The 15193-nt window shown below is 55.8% G+C and carries 16 protein-coding genes; 10 read left to right on the forward strand and 6 right to left on the reverse strand.

Annotated elements, in window-relative coordinates:
* Positions 1–31: 31 nt before the first annotated feature.
* The 8 genes from recQ (at position 32) to C173_RS19840 (ending at position 8139) form a co-directional block, all read left to right on the forward strand.
* A complete protein-coding gene (gene recQ / locus C173_RS19805; RefSeq protein WP_036727639.1) occupies positions 32–1858 on the forward strand; it encodes a DNA helicase RecQ in 1827 nt (608 codons plus the stop codon).
* A 15-nt stretch (positions 1859–1873) separates the two neighbouring features.
* Positions 1874–3811 carry a B12-binding domain-containing radical SAM protein gene (locus C173_RS19810; protein WP_036727640.1) on the forward strand — a complete coding sequence of 646 codons (1938 nt, stop codon included), beginning with the start codon at positions 1874–1876 and terminating at the stop codon, positions 3809–3811.
* A 203-nt stretch (positions 3812–4014) separates the two neighbouring features.
* Positions 4015–4524, forward strand: coding sequence for a GNAT family N-acetyltransferase (locus tag C173_RS19815; RefSeq protein WP_235191962.1), 510 nt, complete (start codon positions 4015–4017; stop codon positions 4522–4524).
* Positions 4517–5098 (forward strand): nucleotidyltransferase family protein, encoded by a 582-nt coding sequence (locus tag C173_RS19820; RefSeq protein ID WP_036727642.1) that lies wholly within the window; start codon positions 4517–4519, stop codon positions 5096–5098. The genes C173_RS19815 and C173_RS19820 overlap by 8 nt, the downstream gene beginning before the upstream one ends.
* A gap of 1 nt (position 5099) precedes the next feature.
* Positions 5100–5462, forward strand: a complete 363-nt coding sequence (locus C173_RS19825) for a histidine phosphatase family protein (protein WP_081751252.1) — start codon at positions 5100–5102, stop codon at positions 5460–5462.
* A gap of 55 nt (positions 5463–5517) precedes the next feature.
* Positions 5518–6372 (forward strand): hypothetical protein, encoded by an 855-nt coding sequence (locus tag C173_RS19830; RefSeq protein WP_036727645.1) that lies wholly within the window; start codon positions 5518–5520, stop codon positions 6370–6372.
* A 78-nt stretch (positions 6373–6450) separates the two neighbouring features.
* Positions 6451–6699 carry a hypothetical protein gene (locus C173_RS19835; RefSeq protein ID WP_036727646.1) on the forward strand — a complete coding sequence of 83 codons (249 nt, stop codon included), beginning with the start codon at positions 6451–6453 and terminating at the stop codon, positions 6697–6699.
* A gap of 36 nt (positions 6700–6735) precedes the next feature.
* Entirely contained in the window at positions 6736–8139 is a 1404-nt protein-coding gene (locus C173_RS19840) for an aldehyde dehydrogenase family protein (RefSeq protein WP_036727929.1), read from the forward strand.
* Positions 8140–8217: 78 nt separating this feature from the next.
* Here the strand turns inward: C173_RS19840 and C173_RS19845 are convergent, their stop codons facing one another.
* The 4 genes from C173_RS19845 to C173_RS19860 form a co-directional block, all read right to left on the reverse strand.
* Positions 8218–9168, reverse strand: a complete 951-nt coding sequence (locus C173_RS19845) for an alpha/beta fold hydrolase (RefSeq protein WP_036727648.1) — start codon at positions 9166–9168, stop codon at positions 8218–8220.
* Positions 9169–9257: 89 nt separating this feature from the next.
* Positions 9258–10226, reverse strand: a complete 969-nt coding sequence (locus C173_RS19850; RefSeq protein ID WP_036727649.1) for a type I phosphomannose isomerase catalytic subunit — start codon at positions 10224–10226, stop codon at positions 9258–9260.
* Positions 10227–10346: 120 nt separating this feature from the next.
* Positions 10347–10943, reverse strand: a complete 597-nt coding sequence (locus C173_RS19855) for a tRNA (mnm(5)s(2)U34)-methyltransferase (protein ID WP_036727651.1) — start codon at positions 10941–10943, stop codon at positions 10347–10349.
* Positions 10943–11899, reverse strand: coding sequence for a TIGR01212 family radical SAM protein (locus C173_RS19860; protein WP_036727652.1), 957 nt, complete (start codon positions 11897–11899; stop codon positions 10943–10945). The genes C173_RS19855 and C173_RS19860 overlap by 1 nt, the downstream gene beginning before the upstream one ends.
* A 245-nt stretch (positions 11900–12144) precedes the next feature.
* On the opposite strand from C173_RS19860, the gene C173_RS34710 reads away from it, so the two are divergent.
* Both C173_RS34710 and trmB read left to right on the forward strand, forming a co-directional pair.
* Entirely contained in the window at positions 12145–12318 is a 174-nt protein-coding gene (locus tag C173_RS34710) for a hypothetical protein (RefSeq protein ID WP_179090500.1), read from the forward strand.
* A 201-nt stretch (positions 12319–12519) separates the two neighbouring features.
* Complete coding sequence (trmB, locus tag C173_RS19865; protein ID WP_036727654.1) at positions 12520–13236, forward strand: tRNA (guanosine(46)-N7)-methyltransferase TrmB; 717 nt, start codon at positions 12520–12522, stop codon at positions 13234–13236.
* 79 nt (positions 13237–13315) lie between these two features.
* On the opposite strand, the gene C173_RS19870 is transcribed toward trmB, so the two are convergent.
* Positions 13316–14455 (reverse strand): UDP-N-acetylglucosamine--LPS N-acetylglucosamine transferase, encoded by a 1140-nt coding sequence (locus C173_RS19870; protein ID WP_036727656.1) that lies wholly within the window; start codon positions 14453–14455, stop codon positions 13316–13318.
* Between the two features lie 52 nt (positions 14456–14507).
* Positions 14508–15035, reverse strand: a complete 528-nt coding sequence (locus C173_RS19875; protein WP_036727657.1) for a phosphatase PAP2 family protein — start codon at positions 15033–15035, stop codon at positions 14508–14510.
* Positions 15036–15193: the final 158 nt, after the last annotated feature.

Here is a 15193-nt window from a genome sequence, read left to right on the forward strand (position 1 = left end):
AGGTAGAAAGCCTTAAGGAGTTTGAAGAGATATGGAGATGCAAGGATCATTAATGGAGCAGGCCCAGGCCGAGCTGCAAAAATATTACGGTTATCCCGATTTCCGGGACGGCCAGAAAAAAATTGTGAACAATCTGCTAGAAGGCCGCGATACGCTGGGCATTCTGCCTACCGGAGGCGGTAAGTCCATCTGCTATCAGGTTCCGGCGCTGCTGCAGCCGGGGCTTACCCTGGTCGTCTCACCGCTGATCTCCCTGATGAAGGATCAGGTGGATGCTCTTACGACGGCAGGGATTCCGGCTGCTTATATCAACAGCACCCTGAGCGGCAAGGAAGTGAATGAGCGCATCCGTGCGGCCCGCCGCGGCGACTTGAAGCTGCTCTATGTAGCTCCCGAGCGTCTGGAGCTGGACTGGTTCCGCCTGGAGATGGCGGGACTGAACATCTCCTGCGTAGCTGTGGATGAGGCGCACTGCGTCTCGCAGTGGGGCCATGACTTCCGCACCAGCTATCTGGCAGTGTCCCCGTTCGTGGAGCAGCTGCCGCAGCGTCCGATTCTGGCGGCCTTCACCGCTACGGCTACCCCGGAGGTCATGGAGGATATGGTCCGGCTGCTGCGCCTGCGCGAGCCGGGCGTCTTCATGACCGGACTTGGCCGCGACAACCTGGCGATGTCCGTGCTGCGCGGAGAGAACAAGCGCGAGTTCGTGCTGGATTACGCGGCTCAGCATGCCCATCAGCCGGGCATCGTGTATGCCGCCACCCGCAAGGAGGTGGATGATCTCTATCAGCGCCTCCAGGCTGCAGGAATCACCGCCGGGCGCTATCATGCCGGAATGAACGACCAGGAGCGGGCGGACAGCCAGGAAGGCTTCCTCTATGACGATATCCGCGTCATGGTCGCCACGAATGCCTTCGGGATGGGGATCGACAAGTCTAACGTGCGTTATGTCATCCATTACAATATGCCGAAGAACATGGAAGCTTATGTTCAAGAGGCGGGACGTGCCGGGCGTGACGGGGAGCCGAGCGATTGTATCCTGCTGTTCAGTGCGCAGGATATCATGACCCAGAAATTCCTGATTGAGCAGAACCCGCAGGACCCGGAACGTAAAGCCAACGAATACCGCAAGCTCCAGCAAATGATTGAATACTGCTATACCACCCGCTGCCTGCGCAGTGCGCAACTCGACTATTTCGGCGAGAGTCATGACGATGATCACTGCGGGATTTGCAGCTCCTGTACCGACGAGCGTGAGCTGGTCGATATCACCGTTGAAGCGCAGAAGATCTTCTCCTGCATCCACCGGATGCGGGAGCGTTACGGCGTGGCGCTGGTCTCATCCGTGCTGAAGGGCTCACGTAACCAGAAGGTGCTGCAATACGGCTTCGAGAAGCTGCCGACTCACGGCGCTATGTCCAGCCGCAGCGAGAAGGAGATTACCGAGATCATCAATATGTTGATCTCGGAAGGATATCTGGCCTTGTCCGAAGGCCAGTATCCGGTGGTCCGGCTGCAGCCGCTGGCAGCCGAGGTGCTGCGCGGCCAGCGCCAGGTGCACCAGCGCGTGGCCCGCACGCTGGTCACCTCCGGCACGCGGGACCGCAGCCGCTCGCGCGATACTTCACCGTCTGCGGTCAACGAGACGGTGTTCGAGCAGCTGCGTCTGATCCGCCGCGAGCTGGCGGGGCGTGAGCATGTGCCGTCGTACATCATTTTCAATGATGCGACGCTGCGTGAGATGAGCGTGGTTTGTCCGCAGACAGAAGCGGAGATGCTGAGGGTGAAGGGTGTCGGTGAAGTGAAGTACCGGAAGTATGGCAAGGCCTTCCTGGAGTTTTTTCAAAATGACATGTAAAGAAGGTTATAAGGCATGAGAATCATCCTGGCCACATTAAATGCCAAATATATTCATACCTCGCTTGCGATCCGGCTGCTGAAGGCGTATAGCGAGCATGAGTTCGAGGATATCCTTTTGGCGGAATATACCATCAAAGATCCCGCGATGAACATCGTGTCTGACCTTTTTCAGAAGCAGCCGGATGTGATTGGCTTCTCCTGTTACATCTGGAACATCGAGGAGACCATCAAGCTGATTGGAATTCTCAAGCAGGTCATGCCGGAGGTCAAGATTGTGCTGGGCGGGCCGGAGGTATCCTATGAGCCGCTCTACTGGATGAAGCGGGAGGCCGGAGTGGACTTTGTCGTGAACGGTGACGGGGAAGAGACCTTCCACCATCTGCTGCAGGAGATCCGGGATGAACACAAGTACCATTTCGTATACGGTGCGGCTTACCGCAAGGGCGAAGAGCTAATCGTTAATCCTCCCCGTCCCAAAAGTGATCTTAACACCCTGCCAACCCCGCACCGCTTCGCGGAGGATCTGCCGGAGCTTAGCAAGCGTATCGTGTATTTTGAGACGAGCCGGGGCTGTCCCTTCAACTGCCAATTCTGCCTGTCCAGCATTGAGGTGGGCGTGCGTTATTATGATATCGAACGGGTGAAGTCCGATCTGCTCTATCTGATTGAGGGCGGGGCCAAGGTGATCAAGTTCCTGGACCGTACGTTCAATATCAACCGCAATTATGCGATGGAGATGTTCCAGTTCCTGATCGATAATCATCAGGGCTGCGTGTTCCAGTTCGAGATTACCGCTGATATTATGCGTCCCGAGGTGCTGGATTTCCTGGCGCAGAACGCCCCTCCGGGCGTTTTCCGTTTCGAGATCGGCGTCCAGTCGACGAATGACGAGACCAATGAGCTGGTCAAGCGCCGCCAGAACTTCACCAAGCTGTCGCGCACTGTGATGAAGATCAAGGCCAGCGGCAACATCGACCAGCATCTCGATCTGATCGCCGGATTGCCAATGGAGGATTACGACACCTTCCGCAAGACCTTCAATGACGTCTTTGCCATGGAGCCGGAGGAGCTGCAATTAGGGTTTCTCAAAATGCTGCGCGGCACCGGGCTGCGCGCCCAGGCCGCCAAATATGACTATACGTATATGGAGCATGCGCCATACGAAATTCTCAGCAGCCATGTGATGCCGTTCGCCGATATTATCCGGCTCAAGCGGCTGGAGGATGTGCTGGAGAAGTACTGGAACAGCCAGCGGCTGGCTCATTCGGTCAAGTACCTGATCCGCCATGTCTTCCCGTCTCCGTTCGACTTCTTCCAGGAGTTCGGTGACTACTGGGAAGAGCGGGGCTGGCAGAAGATCGGGCATCAGCTGGAGGATCTGTTCACCCGGCTGCATGACTTCCTGACGGACCGGGGCACGGCCTCCATGGACATAGTCACCGGCCTGATGAAGCTGGACTACTTCCTCGCCCACAAGTACAAGCCCCGCAAGATCTGGTGGGACGATGTGCTTGATAAAGCGGAGTGGGCGAAGCACCTGAAGCAGATCGCCAGTCAGCCGGAGCTGATCTCGGCCAAGCTGGCGGAGGCCGGACTTAGCGAGCGGGAGCTCCAGAAGTTCATCGTGCTCGACGAGCTGCCGTTCCGGCTCGATCCGGTGCTGGAATCGATCAGCGGGCTGCGCTATGACGGGGAGCTTGGCGCTGAGGCGGGGGTTGGAGCTTCTGGCGAAGGTGAAGCAGTTGCCGCAATCAAGGCAGAAGTATCGCCTCCGGCGGTTGCCGGGGGCGGCGGGAGTGAAGGCCGGGCGGCTGCAACGGCGGTCGCCGCCGGGAGCGGGGTGGCCCTGCCTGGTCCGCACCCCGGGGCAAGCGATGGCCGCACGCTGCTGGTCGTCCTGTATCAGCAGGACGAGAGCCAGCGGGCACAGTATTATACGCTGCCTTTGTAGGGGAATGCCCCTGACTACACTGGACACCTGCCTGCCGATGCGGATGTATGCGAAAAACCGGACACATCCGGCGTTCCGTGGGCGCGTGAGCCAAATGTAATCGAAAAACCGACCACATTCGGCGTTGCGGCCGCAAGGGAGCATGAGCGGGAGTCGGTTACCTATGGGGGGGCATACAGTTGAGTCAGGAGCAGCACATATCATTGTTTAGATACGGTGACGAGCACGGGGAGCAATTCAAGGACCAGTTACTTGGCTTTAAGCTTCCGGCGGAGCAGTTGCAGTTCACCGGGCTGCCGGAGGAGACGCTTCAGGACCTCAGGGAGGATGCCGGTAAGGCCGGGGTGGTTATTGCTCATGGAGAACGGGCGGTGGGCTTCTTCATCCTACATACTGGTGAAGGTATCTCGAATTTCTACCAGGACTACGAAGGAGCAGTTCTTCTCCGGGCCTTCCTGATGGACTGCGCCAGCCAGGGCCGCGGGTTCGCCAAAGCAGCGATGGCACTGCTGCCGGACTTCGTCCGCCGCCATTACCCTGAAGCCCGACAGATGGTGCTGGCTGTGAATGAACGCAATACCGCCGCCAGTCAGCTATATCTCCGCGCCGGATTTCAGGATCACGGTCTGCGGCGCAGCGGGAGCAAGGGAACGCAGCTGATTTTGCAGTACGGGCTGTCTAGCGGGAGTGTGGGGGATCTGGGCGATGGATAGTTGCTATGAAATGTATAATCGTCTTACGGAGCTATTCACCCGCGATACACTGCTAATGGATATTTTCAAGCGTGCCCAAGGCTTGACCCCGTTCCCTTACTACATAGGTGCAGGATGCTTGGTGCAAACGGTGTGGAATGAGCTTACCGGGCGTGCGCCGGGGTACGGAATTAGTGACATCGATATTATCTACTATGATGCGGCTGATCTGAGTTATGCTGCTGAGGATAAGGTGGTTGCGAAGGGCAAGAAGCTTTTTGCGGGAATTGCTATCCCGGTCGATCTCAAGAATCAGGCCCGAGTTCATCTGTGGTACCCCCAGAAGTTCGGTGTGGAGATCAACCCCTACCTCTCCCTGGAAGCAGCAATCGACAGCTGGCCGACTACAGTGACCTCGCTGGGAGCAAGGCTTGAGCTGAACGGTGAATGGAAGATTTATGCCCCATTTGGTCTGGAGGATTTATTTCAATTAATTCTACGCCCCAACAAAGCGCTGATCAGCGAGAAGATCTACGAAGCGAAGACGCAGAAATGGAAGTCGAAGTGGCCGGAGCTTACGGCGGTTCCTTGGTAGAATATATGTACGTGCTCTTCAGACCGCTGCAATTTTATCCAAGGAATTGGGTTTGGACATAAGGATTGAATTCGGTCTCAGAGAATGGCAGCCCGACTTAACTTTTGAATATGATTCATTGGAGCGGCTGGCAGAACTGGGGAGTGATTACGATGCTCATCATGGAGTGTACCCTCCCGGGGAAGCTAAGCTGTGGGAATCCAAGGAACTGATGAGGAAGCGTGTGGAGAAGGTGATTAACCAATATTTGGGCTTCCAAAAGGTGATTATTACCGGACACGGTATGGCTTTTCGTACCTTGTTAGGAGAATTAGCTGAAATTCCACATGCCTCAATCAGCGAGTACACTAAAGTGAACACCTAATTGTATTGGCTCCTTATCTGCCTATCCTCCTGCACAGTGAACGGGGGAACGACATATGCAACAACTACAACCCAAATTAGTCTTAATCGAAGGCTTGCCCGGCTTCGGTAAATCGACAACGGCACAGCTGGCATACGAGATTCTTACAGAGAAGGGAATGGGAAGCCAGCTTTTTCTGGAAGGGAATCTGGAGCATCCCGCTGATTACGAGGGAGTAGCCTGTCTTACACAAGCAGAATATGATGAGCTGTGGAGAACCTGCGGCGGAAATCCAGGGAAAGTATTAAGCGAGTATACTACCAGTCATGACAGCTATTATCTCATCGAATACCGTAAACTAATGAACGAACCTGGACCCGGTTTTCTCAAGGAATGGACCGAGGCTCTGGCCCGGAAGGATATCTATGAATTGCCGCTGGCTCAGCACAGAGAACTGATCACAGCAAAATGGCGGCAGTTTACAGAGAAGGCGCTACAGGGATCGGATACGTATGTGTTTGATTGCTCTTTCATTCAGAACCCTGTAACCATGGGTATGATCAAGAATGAAGCAGCGGACGAGTACATGATAAGTTACATTCTGGAGCTGGAGGCCATCATTAAGCCATTGAATCCGCTGCTGATTGTTATTGAACAGGACGATCTGGAGCATTCTTTCCGCAAAGCTGTCCGCGAGAGACCCCTGGAGTGGTCGGAAGGGTTCATCCAGTATTACACCGCACAGGGATATGGCTTGAGACAGGGACACGAGGGCTTAGAAGGAACGCTTCAGGTTCTTGAGGCAAGACGGGAACTGGAAGAGAAGATATATAACGGCCTAACTATCGCCAAGAAAAAAGTAAATAACTCTTCGTATGATTTAAATGCCTGCAAACAGGCTTTAGCGGAGGTTTTAGCAGAATATTTTTAGCCGGCAACCGGCCGCAGTTAGGCCAACGAGATGCTGAAATCCTGGTTCAGGCTCTGGACGGAATGAAGCTCTTCGGATATGCCGGGCCGCTGGCAAATCTCGGGTATAGTACAGCCGCTATGGCAGTTTGGAGCTGCCCGTGAAAGCTATGAACAGCGGTTTACTCCTGAAGCCAGCGATGCGCTAGCGGTGCTGCTGCTGGAACTGCCGCCAGCCTTGCGCTGGCACCGGAAGCAGGGGGTCCACCGTCATCTCGCCGGTCATCAGGGCGAGATTCGGGCAGCCGATATTCATACAGCATGGCTGCAACTTGCAAATAGGGAGTGAGAAAATTTGAAGCTGCAGGAATGTTACGGCTTATGGATGTCCGGCCAGTGGCACAAGGCCGGGAAATACAAGGACTTATATAATCCATACAGTGGGGAAGTATTGGCACGGATTGCCCAGGCAGATGCCTCTGAGGGAGTGCGGGCAATCGAGGCGGCTCACGAAGCCTTTGCTGTCTTCGGGCGGATGACGGCCTATCAGCGCAGCGAGATTCTATACCGGGTGGCCGGGCTGATTGACGAGCGCAGGGAAGAACTGGCCCGGGTGATAGCAATGGAAGCGGCCAAGCCCCTCAAGGCAGCCAGAGGCGAAATTGCCCGGACCGTGGAGACCTACCGTTTTGCAGCCGAAGCTGCAAAACAGGTGACCGGTGAGCAGGTTGCGATGGATGCGGCTGAAGGCGGACACCAGCATTTCGGCTTTACAATCCGGGTCCCCATCGGGGTTGTAACAGCTATTACTCCGTTTAATTTTCCGTTTAATCTGGTAGCCCATAAGGTGGGACCGGCCCTTGCGGCCGGCAACACCATTGTGTTGAAACCGGCGGAGCAGACACCGCTATGCGGGTTGCTGCTTGCCGGGCTGTTTCAAGAGGCGGGGCTGCCGGCCGGAGTGCTGAATATTGTGACCGGTGAGGGAGCGGAGCTGGGGGAAGTACTGACGACCCATCCGCTGGTCCGCAAGATCAGCTTTACCGGGAGCTATGCCGTGGGCCAGCTGATTCAGCGGCAGGCGGGTTTGCGCCGCACCACTCTGGAGCTTGGGTCCAACGCTGCTTTGATTATTGATGAGAACACAGACATTGCGGCGGTTGCCGCCCGGTGTGTCAGTGGTGCTTTTGCCTATAACGGGCAAGTCTGTATTTCCTTGCAGCGGATTCTAGTCCATCAATCGCTCTATGAAGAATTCAAACAACATTTTGTCACAGCAGCAGCAAAGCTTATAACCGGGTCCCCGCTGGAAGAAGCTACGGATGTGACCTCACTGATTTCGGAGAAGGCGGCAGACCGTATTATGAATTGGATCGGGGAAGCCGTGGCAGGCGGCGCTGTGATCGAAACAGGCGGCCTGCGCTCAGCCAGAAATATTATTGCCCCTACCCTGTTGACTCAGGTGCCCCGCAGCGCCAAGGTATGGACAGAGGAGATATTCGGACCCGTTGCGGTGCTTCTGCCCTTTGACCACTGGGAGGAGGCAATCCGCGAGGTGAATTCTTCACGCTACGGTTTGATGGCGGGGGTGTATACCTCTGACATCAAGCGCGCTTTTCAGGCTGCCCGTGAACTTGAGGCCGGCGGTGTAGTCGTTAATGATATTCCGACGTTCAGAGTGGATCATATGCCGTATGGCGGTGTGAAAGACAGCGGTAAGGGAACCGAAGGCGTTGCTTACGCCGTACAGGAGATGACACAGCTGAAGCTGATATCTTTTAATGTGTAGAGACCGGTTACGCAATTCCAATAAACACAAGGCAGCGATCCTCCCAATAAGAGGGGAATCGCTGCCTTGTTGTTTTTGTTAATAACTAATCATGGACCCGGCAGGGAGATGGCGGGCGAGCCAGTCCAGCACATCGGCCGTGACCTCGTCCCGGTTGACCTCATTCAGCATCTCATGCCTTCCTCCCGGATACAGCTTGCATTCTACATCCTGAAGCCCCTGCTTCCGGTATAACTCAGCCAGACGCATCACCCCTTGACCGTTCATCCCCACAGGGTCCTTCTCGCCCGCAAACAGGTAGACCGGCTTGTCGCTGCATACGTGCTGAAGAGTGGACCTGGTATGAAGCTCACGCAGCAAATGGAAGAAGTCCCGGAAGAAGCGGGTGGTGCAGATCGCCCCGCAGTACGGGTCTGCAATGAACTTATCTACCTCCTCCGGATCACTGCTGAGCCAGTCAAAAGCTGTGCGGACCGGAGAGAAGGACCGGTTATAAGCGCCGAAAACAATGCCATTCAGCAGTACACTGCGGTGATGGTCGCCCTGCAGCCTTAACTGCATAGCCGACAAGGATTCTGCCAGCCGTAGCATGCTCCGGGGACCATTGGTGCCGCTGAGGATGAAGCCGCTGTAAATCTCATGCCCCTCTTCGCACATGAGCTTCTGAGCCAGAAACGAACCCATGCTGTGCGCGAACAGGTAGATCGGGGCATGCTCATGCCGGGAGCAGGCAACTCCCGCAAGCTGCAGCAGGTTGCGCCGCATCCAGTAGAAGCCGTTCTCCCCGCTGTCACCGAGCAGGTTGACTCTGCCGGCGGTAAGTCCATGCCCCCGGTGGTCATTGGCATACACGGCATAACCGGCTGCGGTAAGCGCCGAAGCGAACCGGGCATACCGCGCAGCCGTCTCGCACATCCCGTGTGCAATCTGCACAATCCCCCGGATCTCCGTTCCCGTGTCCGGCAGCCATTCATAGACATGGATTTTGACATCTAAGGGATCAGTCATGGTAAAAGTGTTCTCAGTCATCGCCTGTCCTCCTGAAAGTGAAATTCAGCATTCCTAGCGTAAAGAGTACCTGGTGCTACACTGATCCAAGTGAAATGCAGTCTGGCTTCTTACGGCAGATAGGAGCGCAGCACCGTAGATTGTCCTTCAATGCTGTAAGCGCCAAGGCTGGACGGAAGCAGATAGCATTCGCCCGCTGCGTATGGCTGGGAGCCGCCGTCCCAGATCAGGTGGCCGCTGCCTTCGCAGATCACCAGGATGGTGAAGCTGTCATCGGTGGTGGCGAGCTGCCATTCGCCGGACACCAGACCTTTTTCCACGATAAAATAAGGGGAGGAGGCAATCTGCAGCCATTCACCGGCCACTGCACCATCGGTCTTCATCGAAGTCGCGCCTGCGCCTTCATAGGCGGTAACATTCAGGGAATCCTCGATATGCAGCTCGCGCGGCTTCCCGTCCAGACCCGGACGGTCGTAATCGTAAATCCGGTATGTAGTGTCAGAGTTCTGCTGGATCTCCGCTACAACGACACCTGCACACAAGGCGTGTACAGTCCCGGCAGGAATATAGAAGGAGTCACCAGCAGCTACAGTCACTTCCTGCAGGCTGTCCATAACCGTTCCGTTCTCCAGCGCGTCCTTCAGCATCTCGCGGGTGACGCCTTCCTTCAGGCCGTAGATGATTTTGGCGCCTGGCTTGGCGTCCAGCACGTACCACATTTCGGTTTTGCCCAGCTCGCCCTTGGGGAGTCCGGCATAATCATCCGTAGGGTGCACCTGTACAGAAAGGTTATCGTTGCAATCCAGCAGCTTGATCAGCAGCGGGAATCTTCCGCCTTCTTCCGTGATGCCCTTGCTGCCGAACCACTCGTGCCCGAACTGCTCACGGATGGCATCCAGGCCTTGTCCGGCCAGCTCGCCGTTGACTACTGAGGAGGTGCCGTTCGGATGATCGGCAATCATCCAGCCTTCGCCGATATGGCCTTCCGGCAGATCCAGGCCGAATTTCTCCAGCGCTCGGCCTCCCCAGACACGTTCTTTGAATTCCGGCTGAAATTTCAGAGGATATGGTTTCGTCATTACAACATCTTCCTTCCTGATAATAGAATTGGCGATTTGTCTTGTCCCGGTCTGTCAACCCGATGATGGTGTCCCGGGAAAATACAATCGCTGCGAAAACTGGGCGATTGCAATCTCTGATCAGCTTCTTTTCTTCTCTACAGCTACTACGTACGGTGCAGACTCGCGCTGAAGCTGGCGGTACACGATGGTCTGCGCGTCCTGTTGGGCCAGTCCGGCGGCCCAGGCTTCGACAGCGGCGGCTTCGCGGCCGCCGCCTTCGTGGCCGGGATACAGCACGGCCGTGATGATCCCGCCCGGGCGGAGCAGCGCAAGCGACGCCTCCAGCGCGGCCAGCGTGCTTCCCGGCTCGGTGATGATAGTCTTATCGGCATCGCCTGCAGGCAGATAGCCGAGGTTGAACATCACCGCCGAGACCGTTCCGCGCCAAGCGGGCGGAACGGCTGCAGCCATGGCTGCATGGCTCTGCAGCAGCAGCGTCACGGGAGCCAGCGCAGCAGGCGCTTCCTCCCGGGCCAGCCGCAGGCGCTCGCCGGCAAGAGCCAGCGCCTGCGGCTGGATGTCGAACCCGTACACCCCGCCGCGCGGCCCGGCCGCTTTGGCGAGGAACAGGGTGTCGGCGCCGGTTCCCACGGTGGCGTCGATAGCCCGTCCGCCGGGCGGGAGCCGCTCAGCGGTCAGCTTATGGGCGAAGCTAAGGACAGACAGGAAGCCCATCAGCCCTTCCTCCAGTACTTACCCTGCCAGGTGTCCCTGGCAACCAGCTCCTGGTCAATGGCATTCAGCACTTCCCACTTCTTGAGGCTCCACATCGGGCCGATCAGAGCATCGCGCGGGGCATCGCCGGTCAAGCGGTGGACGATCATGTCCGGCGACAGAATTTCCAGCGAGTCGGCAATGAGCTTCACATATTCATCCTGCTCCAGGAACCGCAGCAGTCCGGCTTCATACTGCTTCACCATCGGCGTTTTGCGCATGAGGTGAAGCAGGTGGATTTTGATCCCCTGAACCCCCATATTCGCTACAGCAGCTACAGTCTCCAGCATCATCTCATGCGTTTCCTGCGGAAGACCGTGAATGATATGGGTACACACCCGGATGCCGTGACGGCGGAGCTTCGCAACAGCTTCAGTATAGCAGGCGGTATCATGCGCGCGGTTAATCAGATCCGAAGTGGACTGATGAATGGTCTGAAGCCCCATTTCCACCCATAGATAGGTGCGCTGGTTCAGCTCCGCGAGATACTCCACTACATCATCCGGCAGGCAGTCGGGGCGGGTGGCAATGGCGAGGCCGACAACCCCGGGCTGCTGCAAAATGACTTCATAATATTCCCTTAGCTCCTCGACGGGAGCATACGTATTGGTATAGGCCTGGAAATAGCCGATATATTTGGCATTCGGCCATTTCTGATGCTGGCGGTCGCGGATATGGTTGAACTGGGTGACGAGATCATCCCGGCGGCTTCCGGCGAAATCGCCTGACCCTCTGGCACTGCAGAACGTACAGCCTCCTTTGGCGATGGAACCGTCACGGTTCGGACAGGTGAAGCCCGCATCGAGCATGACCTTGAACACCTTGGTATCCATCTGCCCGCGCATTTCGTAGTTCCAGGTATGGAACCGTTTATCCCCCCACAGAAGCGGAGAGGAGGCCTGTAAAAGATTAGACATGTGCAGCTCCTTTCATTAACCTTCCCATTGTATCAAAAATCCGTGATGAACGTAACAATCCCTCCCGGAAATCCGCCGAAAAAAAACTAAAAATAGGCTGTGAATTACCGCCATTCGGCTTGAAAATGCTTACACATTATGTTATATTTAAAGTGTTAAAAAAGCCGCTGCAGCAACCACAATCTTATGCTTGAATTCATAATTTCGTGTCGTCCGGTCCATACTAAACCTTAGAGGTGATAACGATGAATTCTCCAACGGTATTTGCTGATAACAAAGGTTCGATTGATGTGCAGCTGACTCCCGATGAAGCTCTCGCCCTGACAGGCGTAGAATTCAACGGCAACCACAAGATCAAGACAGAAGCGCAGCGGAAGATCCGCAATGCGTTCGAGAAGACCTTCGAGTTCGATAAATAAATGGCAGTCCGCTGAACGGCGGGCCGGTATTACAGATACAACACGCACGGAACTTTCGACCAGTCCAACAGGGGCAGGATGGAGGTTCCTTTTCTTTTGCTGAAATCCCTTTACTTTTGCCGGTAAGTTCGGCACAATATTGCAAGTGGCATTTATCCTATTCACAGATAAGGCAATAAAGAGATAAGCGGAGGAGTACCTATGCGTTTACGAGGAAGAAAAGGAATACGTGAAAGTCTTGAGGAGCAGACCGATCTGGTCATCCTGGAACCACGCAGCCTGAAGGGGCGCTGGTCCGAATTGTTCGGCAATGATCATCCGATTCATGTGGAGTTCGGAATGGGCAAGGGACAGTTTATCAGTCAAATGAGCTTCAAATACCCGGAGATTAATTTCATCGGCGTGGATATGTATGACGAGCTGGTGCGGCGCGCAGCCGAGAAGGCCCGGAATGTATGGGAGCCGGCAGGAGAAGAGACACCGCCCAACGTGAGAGTGGCCCTGGCCAATATCGATTACGCGGAGGAAGTGTTCGCTCCAGGGGAGCTGGAACGGATTTTTCTAAACTTCAGTGATCCCTGGCCGAAAAGCAAGCATGCCCGCCGCCGTCTGACGCATCCGCGTTTTCTGGATAAATACCGCGGACTGCTCAGTCCGCTCGGCGAGATCCATTTGAAGACGGATTCCCGCAGCCTGTTTGAATTCTCGCTTAATGCCTTTGCGGACTATGGCCTGCAGATGAAGAATATTTCGCTTGACCTGCATGAGGGCGGCGTGATCAACGAAGAGCATGTTATGACCGAATACGAGACCAAGTTCTATGGACGGGGCGTGAACATTCACCGCTGCGAGGCAATTGTCGGAGACGAGGCGCTGAAGCAATATCAGGCCACCCGTCTGGACAAGTACCGCCTCTAGGCTGCATTACCTGCAATTACAGCAAAAGGCAGCCCGGTTCATTCATACCGGACTGCCTTTTGCGTTCTAACCTGATTCTCTACTCCCCATGTTCTGCGCGCGGTTTATCCAGCATATCAATAATGCTTTGGGCGCTTTGCAGCGGGTTGTACCTGGAGATGGCCTCCAGATGGGCCTTGCGCGCCGCACGGACATTTCCGTAATCATTCAGCAGCCGCTCCATCCACCGGTCAACTACATCGAGGGAGCTGATCGGCTCTCCCAGTCCGGCGGCAGTGAAGTACCGGCAGTTCTCTTCTTCCTGGCCCGGCAGCGGAGAGTGGAAGAGCATCGGAATGCCCTTGGCCAAGCCTTCGCTGCAGGTCATGCCGCCCGGCTTGGTGACCAGCAGGTCGGACACCTCCATCAGCTTGTCAATCTCCCGGGTGAAGCCCAGCAGCCGGATGTTGGGATGCCTGAACCGCGGGTCTTGCATCATCTCCTGCAGCAGCTTGTCATTCTGGCCGAGGCAGAACACAATCTGCACCTTGTCCCGCCATCCGGCCAGAGCCGCATTCACTACTTCGTCATTCATCATGCCCCATCCACCGCCCATGACCATGACCGTCGGAACACCAAGCAGCTTGAACTGCTCTTGAATGTCTTCCCGGCCGTGCTGCTCCCAGAAGCTCGGGTGGACAGGAATGCCGGTTACCCGGATCTTGAAGGCGGCAACGCCCCGGCGGCGCAGCTTCGCCTTGACCTCAGGGGTGGATACCAGATAGCGGTCCACCTGCGGGCTGATCCAGCTGGCATGGGCGTCATAATCTGTAATGACTGTAATCAGCGGAGCCTTCAGCGACGGGTGAAGCCGCTTCAGGCGTGAGATAACAGCACCGGGAATGAAGTGGGTACAGACGATAATGTCCGGCTTCAGCTGCTTCACAATATTTTGGGCATGCGTATAAAACAAGCGGTGCAGGGCAAGTGTGGTAAGACGATTGAATGATTTCTGGTGACGGTACACATAGCCCATCAGCCGGGGCTGGGAGGTAACCGTCTTGCGGTATGCCGAGACAATGAGCGGGGCCACCTTGGGATTCAGGAAGCTCCCCAGCTCCAGCACCTTGGTCTGCACCTCCGGAGACAGCTTCCGCAGGTTGCTCGACAGCGCATATGCAGCCTGGGTATGCCCGGCACCGAAGCCCTCTGACAGCAATAATATTCTTTTTTTGCGCAATGTATAGTTCACCTGTTCCCTAGATGTATTGACCGGCCGGCGCCCTTAGGCATCATATCCAGAGGGCAAGCGTACCGGCTGCGACTCCAGACCCAATGACCGCTCCTGCGAGGACATCAGATGGATAATGCAGCCCGAGGTAGATCCGGGAGAAGCCGACTGTGCAGGCCAGAGGAAGCAGGACCGCAGTCAGGACAGGAAAGGCTATCATATAAGGAACCGTTGAGGCGAAGATAGCGGTCGTATGGCCTGAAGGAAAAGAATGATCCTTAAGCGGATTGCGGAACGTATTGGTGTCCGGCAGGGCCAGATAGGGCCGCAGGCGCGGGTAGAGCTTTTTGGCGATAGCGACGGGCACATGGCTTATCGCCAGCGCGGCCAGTGCCTGAAGTCCTGTAGTTCTCCATGGCTGCGGGCACACTGCCCAGACCAGGAGATTGATGCCGATCGCGCTTGTTGCACCTCCGAGATGAGTGAGGTAGAAGAGCCAGAAGTTCAGAAACGGATTGTGCATCCGTCCGTTAATCCATTGAAACACCCGCTGCTCCAGGAGATGCAGTTTCTTGAATAAAGGTCTCATATCATGTCCCTCCGATAGTCCGGCTAAAAGAGTTCTGGCGCAGCTTAAGCAGCAGATTTCACGGCCTGAAGCTGTCTTTATCATACTTTTTTAAGGTAGCCCGTTCAAGAAAAAGCTCGGGTCCGCTCGAAAAATGTCTCTTTTGACTTGTGAGCCCC

The sequence above is a fragment of the Paenibacillus sp. FSL R7-277 genome (assembly GCF_000517965.1).
Lineage (GTDB): Bacteria > Bacillota > Bacilli > Paenibacillales > Paenibacillaceae > Paenibacillus_AQ > Paenibacillus_AQ silagei.